This is a genomic window from Campylobacter sp. CFSAN093260 (genome assembly GCF_012890095.1).
GTDB classification, from domain to species: Bacteria; Campylobacterota; Campylobacteria; order Campylobacterales; family Campylobacteraceae; genus Campylobacter_D; species Campylobacter_D jejuni.
Genome location: NZ_CP040618.1, coordinates 571,976 through 587,072 on the forward strand (window position 1 = coordinate 571,976; position 15,097 = coordinate 587,072).

General features: G+C 29.3%; 14 protein-coding genes. 10 read left to right on the forward strand and 4 right to left on the reverse strand.

Annotated elements, in window-relative coordinates; translation table 11 throughout:
* Position 1: 1 nt before the first annotated feature.
* Genes FBF22_RS02985 through ctf form a run of 4 tightly spaced genes read right to left on the reverse strand, consistent with a single transcriptional unit; the run spans position 2 to position 4,100 of the window.
* A complete protein-coding gene (locus FBF22_RS02985) occupies positions 2 to 1,180 on the reverse strand; it encodes an SGNH/GDSL hydrolase family protein (RefSeq protein WP_002858547.1) in 1,179 nt (392 codons plus the stop codon).
* Entirely contained in the window at positions 1,167 to 2,177 is a 1,011-nt protein-coding gene (locus tag FBF22_RS02990; protein ID WP_002859968.1) for a GDSL-type esterase/lipase family protein, read from the reverse strand. The genes FBF22_RS02985 and FBF22_RS02990 overlap by 14 nt, the downstream gene beginning before the upstream one ends.
* Complete coding sequence (locus FBF22_RS02995) at positions 2,178 to 3,554, reverse strand: MBOAT family protein (protein WP_002858515.1); 1,377 nt, start codon at positions 3,552 to 3,554, stop codon at positions 2,178 to 2,180. It abuts the gene before it with no gap.
* Between the two features lie 42 nt (positions 3,555 to 3,596).
* Positions 3,597 to 4,100 carry a non-heme ferritin gene (gene ctf, locus FBF22_RS03000; RefSeq protein ID WP_002852256.1) on the reverse strand — a complete coding sequence of 168 codons (504 nt, stop codon included), beginning with the start codon at positions 4,098 to 4,100 and terminating at the stop codon, positions 3,597 to 3,599.
* A gap of 179 nt (positions 4,101 to 4,279) precedes the next feature.
* Between ctf and FBF22_RS03005 the strand changes: the two genes are divergently transcribed.
* The 10 genes from FBF22_RS03005 to hypF all read left to right on the forward strand — a co-directional run bounded on the left by FBF22_RS03005 (position 4,280) and on the right by hypF (position 15,078).
* Positions 4,280 to 5,275, forward strand: coding sequence for a substrate-binding domain-containing protein (locus FBF22_RS03005; RefSeq protein WP_002859112.1), 996 nt, complete (start codon positions 4,280 to 4,282; stop codon positions 5,273 to 5,275).
* 9 nt (positions 5,276 to 5,284) lie between these two features.
* Positions 5,285 to 6,199 carry a phosphate ABC transporter permease subunit PstC gene (gene pstC / locus FBF22_RS03010; protein WP_002776292.1) on the forward strand — a complete coding sequence of 305 codons (915 nt, stop codon included), beginning with the start codon at positions 5,285 to 5,287 and terminating at the stop codon, positions 6,197 to 6,199.
* Entirely contained in the window at positions 6,196 to 7,284 is a 1,089-nt protein-coding gene (pstA, locus tag FBF22_RS03015) for a phosphate ABC transporter permease PstA (protein WP_002885789.1), read from the forward strand. Before pstC ends, pstA begins: the two co-directional genes overlap by 4 nt.
* Positions 7,281 to 8,021, forward strand: coding sequence for a phosphate ABC transporter ATP-binding protein PstB (gene pstB / locus FBF22_RS03020; RefSeq protein WP_002776307.1), 741 nt, complete (start codon positions 7,281 to 7,283; stop codon positions 8,019 to 8,021). Before pstA ends, pstB begins: the two co-directional genes overlap by 4 nt.
* A 60-nt stretch (positions 8,022 to 8,081) precedes the next feature.
* Positions 8,082 to 8,663 carry a DUF2920 family protein gene (locus FBF22_RS08595; RefSeq protein WP_165433249.1) on the forward strand — a complete coding sequence of 194 codons (582 nt, stop codon included), beginning with the start codon at positions 8,082 to 8,084 and terminating at the stop codon, positions 8,661 to 8,663.
* Positions 8,664 to 8,670: 7 nt separating this feature from the next.
* The gene (locus FBF22_RS08600) at positions 8,671 to 9,318 is read left to right on the forward strand and encodes a DUF2920 family protein (RefSeq protein ID WP_002858554.1); all 648 of its coding nucleotides are present in this window, start codon (positions 8,671 to 8,673) and stop codon (positions 9,316 to 9,318) included.
* A gap of 88 nt (positions 9,319 to 9,406) precedes the next feature.
* Positions 9,407 to 10,723: an MATE family efflux transporter gene (locus FBF22_RS03030; RefSeq protein WP_002816766.1), complete on the forward strand. Its 1,317-nt coding sequence runs from the start codon at positions 9,407 to 9,409 to the stop codon at positions 10,721 to 10,723.
* Positions 10,699 to 11,346, forward strand: a complete 648-nt coding sequence (locus tag FBF22_RS03035) for a M48 family metallopeptidase (RefSeq protein WP_002852366.1) — start codon at positions 10,699 to 10,701, stop codon at positions 11,344 to 11,346. The genes FBF22_RS03030 and FBF22_RS03035 overlap by 25 nt, the downstream gene beginning before the upstream one ends.
* Positions 11,347 to 11,387: 41 nt before the next feature.
* The gene (locus FBF22_RS03040) at positions 11,388 to 12,908 is read left to right on the forward strand and encodes a hypothetical protein (protein ID WP_002885455.1); all 1,521 of its coding nucleotides are present in this window, start codon (positions 11,388 to 11,390) and stop codon (positions 12,906 to 12,908) included.
* Positions 12,889 to 15,078: a carbamoyltransferase HypF gene (gene hypF / locus FBF22_RS03045; RefSeq protein ID WP_002885456.1), complete on the forward strand. Its 2,190-nt coding sequence runs from the start codon at positions 12,889 to 12,891 to the stop codon at positions 15,076 to 15,078. The genes FBF22_RS03040 and hypF overlap by 20 nt, the downstream gene beginning before the upstream one ends.
* Positions 15,079 to 15,097 lie beyond the last annotated feature (19 nt).

Here is a 15,097-nt window from a genome sequence, read left to right on the forward strand (position 1 = left end):
TTTAATAATCGATGATATTTTTTAAATCCTCGAGTAACTTTTTAGCCATTAGCTCATAGCCTTTTATAGTAAGATGTACATCATTGAGCGAAAGCTTTTGTTCTATCCATTTGTTTTTTCCCCCACTATCTTGCATAAACTGATGCATATCAAAAATAAGAGTTTTTTCTTCTTTAGCAACTTCATATAATGCTTTGCGTATGGTAAAAAAATCAGGAGCAAGCTTGTAGTTTTTACCTTGTTTTTGAACTACAGTTGGTGGAGAGATTAGCATGATAACAGCGTTTTTATTGTAAGTTTTTAAAATACTAATCCATTTTTTTAAATTATTTTTGAATTTTTGTTTTTCAAACCCTTTAAAGAGTGCATCATTAGAACCATAGGCAAGAATAATTAAATCATTGTGTAAAAGTCCTAGTTCTTTTTTTACAACTGTTTGATTCCAAGAGAGCCATAAATCACTTTTGGCACCATTGATTGCAATGGTATCTAAGAAAACATTATTATCTTTATTTGTGATGAAATATCCTCCTAGCTCAGCATCTTTTTGTAAGGCTGAAATTTGCAAAGGAAGATCAAGTTCTAGTTCTTTATAAGACCATTTGTTAATTTGTGTAGTTCTTAACTCATAGCTTTGGTTTTTTGCATCTTTGATGCTAAAAGCATTGGTATTTTGTTTGGCTTTAAATAAAAATCCTATCTTGAATTTTTTTTTATCTAAGGTTGTATCAAGGTTGATTTTTGCGCCTTTGATTTTTGCTTTGGCTATTATCCCACCTAATGGAAAATTATGTCCAGCATTAGCAGGATTTCTTGAGTTTAAAATTTCAAAGTTTTTATAAGAATAAACAAGATTAAGATTTTGTTGATATTTGGGCTGTAAAGGATAGGCAAAACCTATAGAGTTAGAGCGGATTAAATATCCTCTTATGACACGCGGAAAGAAATCAGCCGCCATATGAGAATCTCCATAAATTCTAATTCCTATGTTTTGATTTTTTTCTAATTTTTTTTCTAGATTTTTAAGATCTTTTTTTAATACATAACTTGTTAAAGCAGAGTGATTTTTGTTTTGATTGAGTATGGAATCTATTGTGTCATTTGTATTTAAATTTTGTGCATAAGAGCTAGTAAAAATAATAAAAAACAATAAGATAATTTTAAATTTATTTACTAGCATTTTCTTCCTTAAGTTTTATGTGTTCCAATAAAAGTTTAGACATTTCTCTTGCGCCACTTGGAGTAAAATGAACCCCATCATCTGTTCTTACTTTTATACTTCTATTGTTTTCATCTTTTATATAAGCTGAGTATTCATCATTGACACTAAAAAATAGCTTAGTGTTGATAAAAATTTCTTTATTTTTAAGAATTTCATCGCTGTAAATTTTATTGAGCACTTGTATTTTTTTGTTCAAATCTTCTTTTTTTACAGGAGGGATTTCAAACCAAAAAACTTTGGCTTTATGTTTTTTAGCGATTTTAATGATTTCATCTACACGACTTGTGTAAATATCTATCCAAGAAGGGGAGCCAAAACGATGGTAATTTCCTCCTTTTTTAATATCCCAAGGATCATTAGCGCCAAGAAGAACAACAAGATATTTAATATTTGAGTTTTTAATAAAAGCTTCATTGGTGGCTTTTGACCAGTCAAAATAGGATTTATAAGAAAGGCCTGTATTTTGTTTGCTAAGATCGGTTACCTTAAGATTTAAATTTCTTAAATCTCTATTTAAGGCTATTGCAACACCTTGCATTAAAGAATCTCCGATAAATAAAAACTCATCTCCATTTTGTAGTTCTAATTTGGTATTGTCGATAAAACTAATATTTGCATCTCGGATTAAGGTTGGATTTGTTTCTTTATGAGAAGTGTTTTCATCATTTTCTAAAGTGTTTAGAACTTTATCTATTTTACTTAAGTTTTCATCTATTGATTTATTTTCTTGATTTGTAGTTTCTTCATTAGTTTGAGGCAAGGGTTCGTTGCTTAAAATTGCACGAATTTGTTCTAATTTAATTTTGAAGCCATTGGCTTCTTTTAAAAGATCATTATGAGGATAGAATGCAAAGTGATATTTTTGTTCTATATAAGAGCTAATGCTCTGATTCATAACTACAACAACCAAGCCAAGCACTATAATCAAAATAAAGAAAAATCTAACCACACTCATCTAAAAACTCGAATAAATAAAATCAGGAATTCCATCTGGCATAAAAGCAAAAACCAAAAGTAAAATAAAAGCTATGATAAAAGGTTTTAGTAAAAATGGAGTAAGATTTAAAATCTTAATGCAATATTCTTTAAAATTAATAAATAAAGGATAGATCATAAAAAGAACCCCAAAAGCAACCAACATATAGATATCGTTATAAGATGGAATTTGGAAGAAATTATAATAACAAGCTTTAAAATATTCTATTGCATCTTCTAGATTTTTGCTATAGTAAAAGAAAATCCAAGTAAAACATACAAATTGAAAGGTTAAAAATCTTCCTAAAGCTGGAATTTTTTGTAAACTAAATTTGCTTAAAGCTAGCAAATGTATAAAAACTATGCCAATACCATGCAATAAACCCCAAACAATAAAAGCAAGTGTATTGCCATGCCACATACCTGAAAGTATAAAAGCGATGAGTATGTTAACTATAGTGCGTGGCATTCCTTTTCTATTGCCCCCTAAAGGTATATAGATATAATCTCTTATAAAGGTTGAAAGACTGATATGCCATCTAGCCCAAAAATCTTTTAGGTTTTTTGCAAGATAAGGCATGTTAAAGTTAGATGGAAGGGTAAAACCTAACATTAAAGCAAAAGCACAAACTAAATCAACATATCCGCTAAAATCGCAGTATATTTGAATCGCATAGGCGTAAATTGCGCTTAAAAGTTGTATGAAATTATAAGATTGTGGAAAGTCTAAAATACTTTTAGCATAAATTCCAAGGTAATTGGCTATTAAAACTTTTTTAACTATACCAAAAACAAGCAAGATGATGATTAAATTTGCATGTTTAAATTCGCGTTTTTGATAGGCCTGCTCAAAGAAAAAAGAACTTCGCATAATAGGCCCTGAAAGTAGTGTTGGAAAAAATGATAAGAAGGTTGCTAAATTTAAAAAACTTTCTAAACGGCGTTTTTGATAAACTTCTACAAGATAGGTGATAGAAGTAAAGGTATAAAAACTAATTCCTATTGGTAATACTAAATCAATATTTAAAAATTCTAAACCGAAAAAATTTAATATCTCATCAACACTTCCTTTGATGCTAGGAAAGTATTTAAAAAAACATAAATTTAAAATAATAAAAGCCATGCAAGTAGCGAAAATATAACGCTTGCGACGCACAAAAATTAGCAAGGCAAAATAGTGTATAAAAAAGGTATATATAAATAAAACTAAGGCGAAATAAGGATTGATTAAAATATAAATAATATAAGAGAAAATTAAAATTAAAATATTTTGTATTTTGTAATCATTTTTAAAAGTCCAATAAATAGCAAAAAAAGCTATCATTAAAATACTAAATTCTAGAGAAAAATAAGTCATACCTTCAATCCAAAGCGAGATTTGCCCATAGTAGGGCAAAGATTATTTTTTTCTGCTTAATGCAATATTTTTGATGTATTGATCAGCTAAATAAAGTCCATTTCCGTGTTCTCCGATTAACTTAATCTTGTCAACTATACCGCGGAAAAGTGCTTCTTCTTCGTGTTGTTCGCTTACATACCACTGTAAGAAATTAAAAGTAGAATAGTCTTTATGTGTTAGCATGTGTTCAACTAAAGTATTGATTGATTTTGTGATAAATTGCTCATGTTCATAGGTTTTTTCAAAAACATCAAGTAAAGATTTGAAATTTTGTTCAGGCTGTTTTACTTCTTGAAGCTCTACATGAGAATCTGTTTCATTAAGATAAGTGATAAGCTTTTTAGCATGATCGCTTTCTTCGCTTGCATGTGCAAACAAGAAGGCTCCAGCTCCATCAAGACTGTTTTCATAGCACCAAGAACTCATACTAAGATATAAGTTTGCCGCATACATTTCTTTGTTTATTTGTTCATTGAGTAATTTTACAACTTCTTTAGAAAGCATTCTTATCTCCTTATTAAAATTTAAAATGTTTTATAATGATATATTATTTTTTTAAAAACAAGCTAAATTTTTTGATAGTTAAAAATTATATTTAAGAAAAATACAAAATAAAAAATGTTTCCAAAATGTTTCCAAGTTTTTTTAAACTTCCATTGCTTTTTTAAAGTTAAGGAGAAAAAATGAAAAAAATTCTATCTTTAAGTGTGGCAAGTCTTGCACTTTGTGGTGCTTTAAATGCAGCAGATTTAAAAATCGCAGGTTCATCGACTGTGTATCCTTTTACTTCTTTTGTAGCTGAAGAATATGCTTCGATTAAAAATACAAAAACCCCTATAGTAGAGAGCTTGGGAACAGGGGGTGGATTTAAGGTATTTTGTGAAGGAACTACTGATATTTCTAATGCTTCAAGACCTATGAAATTAAGCGAATTTGAAACTTGCAAAAAAGCAGGGGTAACTGATATAGTAGGGATGATGATAGGTTATGATGGTATAGTTTTAGCTCAAAATAAAACCAATGCTCCATTAAATATCACAAAAAAAGAACTTTTCTTAGCATTAGCAAAAGAAATTCCACAAAATGGAAAACTTATACCAAATCCTTATACAAACTGGAATCAAATCAATAAAAATTTACCAAATCGTAAAATTAGTGTTTATGGTCCACCATCAAGTTCAGGAACAAGAGATACTATAGAAGAGCTTGTAATGAGTGATGTGTCTAAAAAAATTCCTGAGTATAAAGGCGAGTATAAAACCATACGCCAAGATGGTGCTTATATCCCAAGTGGTGAAAATGATAATCTAATCGTTTCCAAACTTACTATTGATAAGGATGCTTTTGGAATTTTTGGTTATAGCTTTTTAGTGAGCAATTCAGACAAAATCAATGCTGCTAATATCGATGGTGTTACGCCAAGCGAAGAAAGCATCGCAGATGAAAAATACGAACTTGCAAGAAGTTTGTTTATTTATATCAATGCTAAGAAAAATCCAAAAGAAGCCTTTGATTTTGCAAAAATTTATATGAGTGATGATTTGGCAAAAAGTGGTGGAGAGCTTGAAAAAATAGGACTTGTTCCTTTGAGTGATGATAAATTAAAAGCTTCTCAAAAACACGTAGAAGATAGAAAAATTTTAAATGATGAGCTTGTAAAAGCTGGAAAAGTTTTTTAAGGAAAAACTTTGTTAAAAGAAAAAATAATCAAATTTGCACTTTTTTTATGTGCTTTTGTAAGCGTGATAGTAAGTTTTGCTATCATGCTTACAATTTTAATTGAAGCTTTAAAATTCTTTCAAAAAGAAAGCGTTGTTACCTTTTTATTCTCAAGTCAGTGGGCAGCTGATGCAGCTTTTATGAATGCAGATGGCACGAGTAAACAAGGTGTTTTTGGGGCGCTATCGCTTTTTTGGGGAACTTTTTATATTTCATTGATTGCTATGCTAACGGCTTTACCTTTAGGGGTTATGTGTGCTATATATTTAGGTGTTTTTGCTGGCAAAAAATCTAAAAATTACTTAAAACCTATTTTAGAAATCATTGCAGGGATTCCTACTGTTGTTTTTGGATTTTTTGCGGCTATAGTTGTAGCGCCTTTTATAGTGTGGTTTTTTTCTTTATTTGGCATACAAGCAAGCTTTCAAAGTGCTTTAGGCGCAGGTTTTATCATGGGGATCATGATAGTACCTATAGTGGCTTCTTTATCTCAAGATTGCATTGAAGCAGTAAGCGAGAAAAGGATTAATGGCGCTTATGCTTTAGGTATGACAAAAAAAGAAGTGGTTTTTGCCGTGATTTTACCTGAGGCTATTCCTGGTATAGTTGCAGCTTGTCTTTTAGGACTTTCAAGAGCCTTAGGCGAAACTATGATAGTGGTGATGGCAGCTTCTTTGCGTCCAAATTTAACTTTAAATTTTTTAGAAGATATGACAACGGTAACGGTAAAAATCGTAGAAGCTTTAAGTGGAGATCAAGCTTTTGATAGTTCTTTGGCTTTAAGTGCTTTTTCTTTAGGTTTGGTGCTTTTTGTCATCACTTTAATCATCAATATGTTTAGCGTTTATCTTATCAATCGCTTTCACAAAAGGAAAAATTTATGAAAAAACTTTTTAAAAAAAGACAAAAAGCTTCAAAGTCTTTTAAAAGACTTTGTAAAATGGGGCTTTATATTAATTTAATTTTTCTTTGTATCTTTTTAGGAAGTGTGGCTTATCTTGGATTTCCTGCTTTTAAGCAAACCTATATTTTTGTAGAGGCTAATAGAAATTCTCCTGCTTATGATCTTTTATCTCGCGCAGAACAAAGAAAAATAAGAACAGGACAAATCGCTGAAAAATCTTGGCTTTTGGCAAATTCAGAAGTAGATCAATATATGAAGCAAAAATATAATCGCCTTAGTGAAAAACAAAGAACTTTAGTCGATGATCTTGTGCAAAAAGGCGAGATAGAGCTTAAATTTAATAGCAATTTCTTTTTAAATGGGGACTCAAAATCTCCTGAAAATTCAGGAATTTTATCTTCAGTTGTAGGGACTTTGCTTGTTATGCTTGTTTGTATGGTTGTGAGTGTTCCTATAGGCGTTGCAGCGGCAATTTACTTAGAAGAATTTGCGCCACAAAATATCCTTACACATTTTATAGAAGTGTGTATTAACAACCTTGCAAGTATTCCAAGTATCTTGTTTGGACTTTTAGGACTTGGAGTGTTTATCAATCTTTTTGGAATGCCTCGCTCAAGTGCTTTAGTGGGTGGGCTTACTTTGGCGATCATGAGTTTACCTATTATCATTGTTTCAACTAAGGCAGCTTTAAAAAGTGTGGATATTAACATGAAAAATGCCGCTTATGCCTTAGGTATGACTAAGGTTCAAATGGTAAAAGGCATTATGCTACCTTTAGCTATGCCTATGATTTTAACAGGTTCTATTTTGACTTTAGCAGGGGCTATAGGCGAGACTGCACCTTTGATGATTATCGGTATGATAGCCTTTATCCCTGATGTAGCTAGTTCGATTTTTGATTCAACTAGCGTTTTGCCTGCTCAAATTTACTCATGGTCGGCTATGCCAGAGCGTGCATTTTTAGAAAGAACCGCAGCGGGTATTATTGTGCTTTTAGGACTTTTAGTTGTGTTAAATCTTAGTGCAATATTATTAAGAAAATATTTTCAAGGAAAATTAAAGTGATAGCAAAAACAACAAATTTAAATTTATTTTATGGAAAAAAACAAGCTTTATTTGATATCAATATGCAAATAGAACAAAACAAAATTACTGCACTCATCGGTGCTTCAGGATGTGGTAAATCCACTTTTTTGCGCTGTTTTAATAGAATGAATGATAAAATTGCAAAAATCGATGGTTTAGTGGAAATTGAAGGAAAAGATGTTAAAAATCAAGATGTAGTAGCCTTGCGTAAAAATGTAGGCATGGTTTTTCAACAACCTAATGTTTTTGTAAAAAGCATTTATGAAAACATCTCTTATGCACCAAAACTTCATGGTATGATTAAAAACAAAGATGAAGAAGAAGCTTTGGTGGTGGATTGCTTGCAAAAAGTGGGGCTTTTTGAAGAGGTTAAAGATAAATTAAAGCAAAATGCCCTAGCTCTTTCAGGCGGACAACAACAACGTCTTTGTATCGCAAGAGCTTTAGCGATCAAACCTAAACTTTTGCTTTTAGATGAGCCAACTTCTGCACTTGATCCTATAAGTTCAGGCGTGATTGAAGAGCTTTTGAAAGAATTAAGCCATAATCTTTCTATGATCATGGTTACGCATAATATGCAACAAGGCAAACGCGTAGCTGATTATACAGCATTTTTTCACCTAGGTGAGCTTATAGAATTTGGAGAAAGCAAGGAATTTTTTGAAAATCCAAAGCAAGAAAAAACCAAAGCTTATTTAAGTGGTGCTTTTGGGTGAGATTTATTTTTTGGAAATTTGATGATATAATTAATTAAAAATTTCAAAAAAAGGTTTAATATGATTATAAACCAAATTTATTCTATAGATTCTTGTGATGATGTAGAATTAAATATCAAAAGGGGAAGTAAATTAGAATTTAGATTGACTTATGATGATAGTAAAGAAATAGAAGCTATTGTTTGTATTATTCCAGGTGGTGCTGAAGATATGAATAGTTATATTTATATTGATGATTATTTGACTAGAAATTATAAAGTTGCTGTTATTAATATTAACTATCATTGTATAGGAAATAGACCTCATTTGGGTTCTAGTTTTTATTTGGATGATATAGATAAATTCATTTTAGATACTAGTTTAAAGGCTATAAATTTAAAATGTATAAATGTTTATGGTATAAATTCTTATGAAAATCTAAATAATGCTTTTATAAGAATAGATCAAGAAATTCAAAAATTAAAATTAAATCAACAATTACATCAAAACTATAAGTTAAAAACACATGTAAGTTTTTTACCATTTAAAAATGAATATCAAAATTTTGGTATAATGCAAGCTATGGATATTTTAAATGCTATTTTTTATATAAAAGAAAATTCTCCATTTAAACTAATGAAAAAAAAAGGGGGGGGGTATTAGAACGATTTTGTTTGGAAATTCATATGGCGGATATTTAGCAAATTTATGTGCAAAAATAGCTCCTTGGAGTATTGATTTTATATTAGATAATTCTTCTTTTGTTAATTTGTTTGGAAATATTTTTAGACTTATAGGTTTTGGAAAAGAAATCGATTTTACTAGATATCATGGAACATATGATGATACTTTATTTAAAAATATATTTTTATATTTAAGTGATAAAACTTATTGGAATAATAATAAATTTTCAAAAAATTATTTTTCAAATGCTAGAAAAATCATAAGAGAACCATTAAACAAAGAACATCTAATAATACAAAGCTTATACCCAAATCCAAAATATATTTTATATCATAGTATTTTTGATGAAAGATCTCCTTTTAAAAATAAGGAAAATTTTGTACATATTTTAAAAGAATTAAATTTTAAAGTAGAATTTTTTGCTATTTCACAAGTTGATAATAAGTTTATTAAAAATTTAAATCATGGAATGGGATTGAGCACAAAATTATTTTTTAAAAAACATTTATTGCAAATATTAAAAGAACCTTTGCAAGATAAAATTTGCAAGAAGGAAGTCTCATATAAATGTGATGAGCTAGTGTATACTTTCAAAGAAGAAAATCATCAAATTATTTTAAATATAACAAATTGAGTATATTAAATGTTTATATTTAAAAAAGTAATTTTTAAGTAGAATTGTTTTTTAAAAAAATATTTAAAAAAAGAGATAAGATAACATCATGGCAAAAAAACAACTCTCCTTAACAAGACTCAGTTTTCCTATATTTTGGGATTTGCTTTCTAAGTATTTAACCGTGATTATCAATACCGCTATGGTGTCGCATTATTCTAATTTTCTTGTTGGTGCTATGGGCGCTGGAAATCAAATTTTAGATCTTTTTATCACTATTTTTTCATTTTTAAGTGTGGGTTGTAGTGTGGTGATCGCACAAGCAATTGGTGCAAAAGATCATGTTTTAGCAAGAAAAGTGATTCATCAAAGTTTGTTCTTAAATGCACTTTTAGGCTTTGTATGCGGTGTGCTTATTTTATGGCATGGGGAGTATTTGCTTTATCTTTTAAAAATTCCACAAGAATTGCTCAAAGATAGCGAAATTTACTTACATATGCTTGCAATTTGTTTGTTTTTTGATGCCATAGGTATTGTTTTAGCTGCTATTGTAAGGGTTTATAATATGGCTTATTGGGTCATGTTTATAGGTTTTTTGATGGATATAGTGGTGATTTGTGGAAATTATTATGTTTTGCATTATACAAAGTCAGAACTTTTTGGAATAGGGCTTAGTAATATTTTTGCTCGCATTGTTGCTATAGTTGCTTTGTTTGCGATACTTTTTTATAAACTTAAAATTCATCTTAAAATCAAAGAAATGATAAAACTTGAAAAAGAAGTTTTAAAAAAGGTTTTAAATATAGGAGGATTTTCAGCAGGGGAAAATCTTTTGTGGATAGTCCAATATACTATAGCTTTTGCTTTTGTAGCAAGCTTAGGTGAGGCGAGTTTGAGTGTGCAAACGATTTATTTTCAAATTTCAATGCTTATCATGCTTATAGGACAAGCTACGAGCATAGCTAATGAAATCATAGTAGGTAAATTAGTCGGTGCTAGGTATGAAAATATCGCTTATAAACATGCTTGGCGTGCTTTATATTTTAGTGTAATAGCGAGTGCTTTAGTGGCGTTTTTAAACTATCTTTGTCAAGATTTTACTATGCAAATTTTAGGGCTTAAAGAAGAGCTAAAAAATTTAATGATACCTTTATTTGCTCTTTCAATCTTTCTTGAAATTTCACGAACTTTTAATATAGTTATGGTTAATTCCTTGCGCGCAAGTGGCGATGCTAAGTTTCCATTTTTTAGCGGACTTGTTTTTATGATGGGGGTATCTTTGCCTGTGGGTTATGTGCTTTGTTTTCATTTTAATCTTGGAATTTTAGGGGTTTGGATAGGGTTTTGTGCAGATGAGTTTTTGCGTGGAATGGTAAATTCATACAGATGGAAAAGTAAAAAATGGCAAGGCAAAGCTCTAGTTTAAAATCATTTATTTATAAAGATGAGTGCTATTTTTATTCTAAAAAATGCATAAAAACTTTAAGATTAAGGCTAAATGAAAAGGGTGAATTTGTTCTTAGTATTCCTTATTTTTGCACCTTTAAAAGTGTTTATGAGTTTTTAGATAAATCAAGTTCTTGGATGAATGAGGCAAAAACAAGATTTGAAAAAAAAGTTTTAAAAGATGATGAGTTAATCTTTTTAGCTAAAAAATATCAAATCATTTTTGATGAAAATGCCAAAAAAATTTATTTTGATAAAGATAAAATAATTTGTCAAAATAAAGCAAAATTGGATTTATTTTTAAGACAAAATGCTAAAAAGATTTTTACTTTTTATCTTAAAAAATGGAGTAAAAAAACAGGCTTATTTTACACGCATTTAAGCATTAAAAATATGAAAACACGTTGGGGTTCTTGCAATCACAATAAAGCTTATATTAATTTAAATTTAAAACTCATTCAAAAGAGTTTAAGAGCTATTGAATATGTGATTTTGCATGAAATTAGCCATTTAAAATTTCCCAATCATAGCAAAGAATTTTATACTTTTATAGAGCATTTTATGAGTGATTTTAGGCAAAGAGAGAAAGAATTTTTAAGTTAAAAATGTTATATTTATAGTTTATTTTTCAAAAAAGGCATAATATGACTTTGGATTTTGATTTTATTTATAATGCAGATAATGATATTTTTGAATATTTATTGCGTTTTTATGCGAAAAATTACAATTATATCCTTAGTAAAGAAGAAAATACTTATCATTTTTCTATCGATGCAGATGAAGAAAATTTAAAGACTTTTTGTGATTCTTTGAATTTCATGAGTCATAGCGTTTTTTTGAAAAAATTTGATGTAAAAGCGGGGCAGGGTTTTAACCCTTGTATACCAGAAGATAAAGAATTTTCAAGATTTTCTTATATTACTCATTTAAATTCTAATGCTTATCAAGAAAAAAAACTTTTAAACAAAAACGAATGGGGCGTGTTTTGTGAGTGTGAATTTTCAAGCAATTTATCAGAATTTGAAAAAATCAATGAAGAAAATTTCAATACTTTTTTAAATCTTGCCTTTGATTTGTTAAGTCAAGAAAAAAAGATTTATTTGAAAGATAAAAATGGCATTTATGAATTTTCTTTGTTTAAGAACGAATTTATAGGAGATTTTTTACTTCCTTGTGATATTAAAGCTATAAATTCAGTTTTTGTTTGTTCAAATGAAAATTTAAAACTTCTTGCAAGTTTAGAAAAACCTTTGATGAAACTAAGGCTTAATGCCATATTTAGAAAAAATCACAATCTTGATTTTAGTGATTTTAAAATTAGACTTGCTAGGGATTTATTTTGTTTTGCTTTAGGTTTGAAACTTTTTGAAAATGAGTATAAATTTTTAAGCGTAAAAAAGATAGAAGAGTATCAAAAAGATTTTTATATCAGTGCTTTAGATGAGCAAGTGGTGGTTTTGGAAGGCTTTGAATTTATCAATACTAAGGCAAGAGAGCTTATTTTTTCTAAAGAAGATAAAAATATGGCAAGAATTTCTTATCTTGTAAGCCGTTATAAAGAAAAGGCTTTTATTTTAGAGCTTAGTAAGGATTATGAAGATATTTTGCTTGTCAATAAAGAGCTTAATTTGCTTAAACTTTCCTTGCCAAAACACAGCAAAGAACTTTATGAAGAAATTAAAAAAGATGAAATTGGTGCAAGGCTTTTAGAAAATTTTAGCAAGGAATTTCCTCTTTTAGATGAAAATTTTGAGCTTCAAAACAATTTTTATTCTTTGCTTGGGTTAGTAGGTAGAGTGCTAAATTTGGGTAAAAATTTACAAGAGAGTGCTAGCGAGCTTTTAAAAATCGCTGATGAGTCAAAAATGCCTCGTGGAGTAAAGATTGATTATCGTTTGAAAGAAGATAAAAGTTTTGATTATACAAGAACCTTAAGATCTGCTATGAGTTTTATGTTAGCAGGTGTAGATAGTGCTAATATCGCTTATGGAGCGGTTGAGAGTTTGGCTTATTTCTTGCGTGATACTTATGATGAATTAAGAGAGAAAAAGCAAAGTGATTTAGCACTTATAAGTGGATCTTTGTTTGAACATAAATCTTTACTTAAAAATACTTTAAAACATCTTAAAAATTGTCAGTTAAGCGATGCGCCACTTAGGGTATAAGATCAAAATTTCAGGTCTAGTTCAAGGGGTGGGTTTTCGCCCCTTAGTTTATGAACTAGCTTTGAAATCAAAGCTTTTTGGAGAAGTAAGAAATGATGGTTTTGGGATAGAAATCATCCTTGCTTGCACTCAAAAAGAATGTGAAAATTTCATAGAAAATTTAAAAAATCATCTTCCACCTTTAGCAAGAATAGATAAGCTTATAATCACGCAAATTTCTATTTCAAACTATGAGAATTTTAGCATTACTCCTTCTTTAGAGAATACAAAAAGCACGCCTATGTTAAGCGATTTTGCGCTTTGTAAGGAGTGTAAAAAAGAATTTTTTGATGAAAAAAATCCACGCTTTTTATATCCTTTTATCACTTGCACACATTGTGGGCCACGCTTTAGTATTATAAAAAGTCTTCCTTATGATAGATTTAATACCTCTATGCAAGAATTATTGATGTGTGAGTTTTGTAAAAGCGAATACGAAGATCCTAAAAATAGGCGTTTTCATGCCCAGCCTATTAGTTGTCCTAAATGCAAAATCAATGTTTTTCTTAAAAATCCAAAGGGTGAAATTTTAGCCAAAGATCAAGAAGCTTTTATACAAAGTGCGAAGTTTTTAAAGGAAGGTAAAATTTTATCCATAAAAGGCATAGGTGGTTTTCATCTCATGTGTGATGCGTTTAATGAAGAAGCTTTAAAAACTCTAAGACTTAGAAAAAATCGCCCTAAAAAACCCTTTGCTTTGATGTGTAAAGATTTACAAAGTGCTAAAGAACTTGCCTTTATAGATGAAAAAGAAGAAGCTTTGCTTGGTGGGGTTTTAGCTCCTATTGTGATTTTAAAGGCAAAAAAAGCCTTTTCTTTAATCGCTCCTGATGTTGATAAAATCGGTATTATGTTAGCTTATACACCTTTACATCTTTTGCTTTTTGAGTATTTTAAAGGAAGCCTTGTAGCAACGAGTGCAAATTTAAGCGGAGAAAGTATTATTAAAGATGAGTTTAATTTGTGTAAAAAACTTGATAAAGTTTTTGATTTTTATTTGGATTATGATAGGGAAATTATCAATGCAAGTGATGACAGCATAGCTCAAGTGGTAAATGGTGAAACTATGTTTTTGCGTACTTCAAGGGGTTTAAATCCTTTTTATTTGGAAAGAAATTTTAATAAAAAAGGCACTTTTTTAGCTTTAGGTGCGGAACTTAAAAATGAATTTGTGATTTTTTATGAAAATAAACTTTTAATTTCTCCTTATATAGGGGATTTGAAAAGTCTTGATGTGCATGAGAGATTTTTTAAACTTTTAGAATTTTTTAAACAAAATTATGATTTGAAATTTGATGCGATTTTGTGCGATAAACACCCGCATTTTAGCTATGCAAAAGAATTTGAAGAAAGGATTAAAATTTCTCATCATTATGCGCATTTTTGTGCGGCTTATTTTGAATACGAAGAAAATTTTGCAAAAGATGAAAAGGCTTTAGCTTTTATTTGTGATGGAACAGGTTATGGCGAAGATGGTAAAATTTGGGGTGGAGAAGTTTTTGTAGGAAATTTAAAAGAATATGAAAGAATTGCACATTTTGAAAATTTCACTCTTATAAATAGTGATATTAAAAATATACAAAATTTAGCCTTAAGTCTTATTTTTCATTATGATTTAGAAGATAAGGCTAAGGATTTTTTAGCAAAAATTCCAAAAATTAAACTTAAAAATCTTAAAAAAATTTATTCTCATTCTAACTTACAAACAAGTTCTTTAGGACGCATTATCGATGCTTTTGGAAGTATTGTTTTTAACTTAGAAAAAAGTTCTTATGAAGCTCAAGTTGGCTTAATGTGTGAAGCTTTTTATGATAAAAATCTTGATTTTTCTTATAAGCTTTTTGTAGAAAAAGGGCAGGTTAATTTTAAAAATTTAATCCTAGGGGCTTTGCAAGATGAAAAAACTAAGGCGATTACAGGTATGTTTAATGCCTTGGCAAATTTTATCATAGATTTTAGCAAAGATTATGATTTAAAAGTGCTTTTAAGCGGAGGGGTTTTTCAAAACAAAACCTTGCTTGAAATTTTAAAAGCTAAAAATTTTGATTTTTTTATACCTTTAAAGTACCCTTGTAATGATAGCTCCATAGCCTTAGGACAAATGGTGCATTTTTTAAATTTAGAAAAATAAAGCAAATATTCTAAAAACT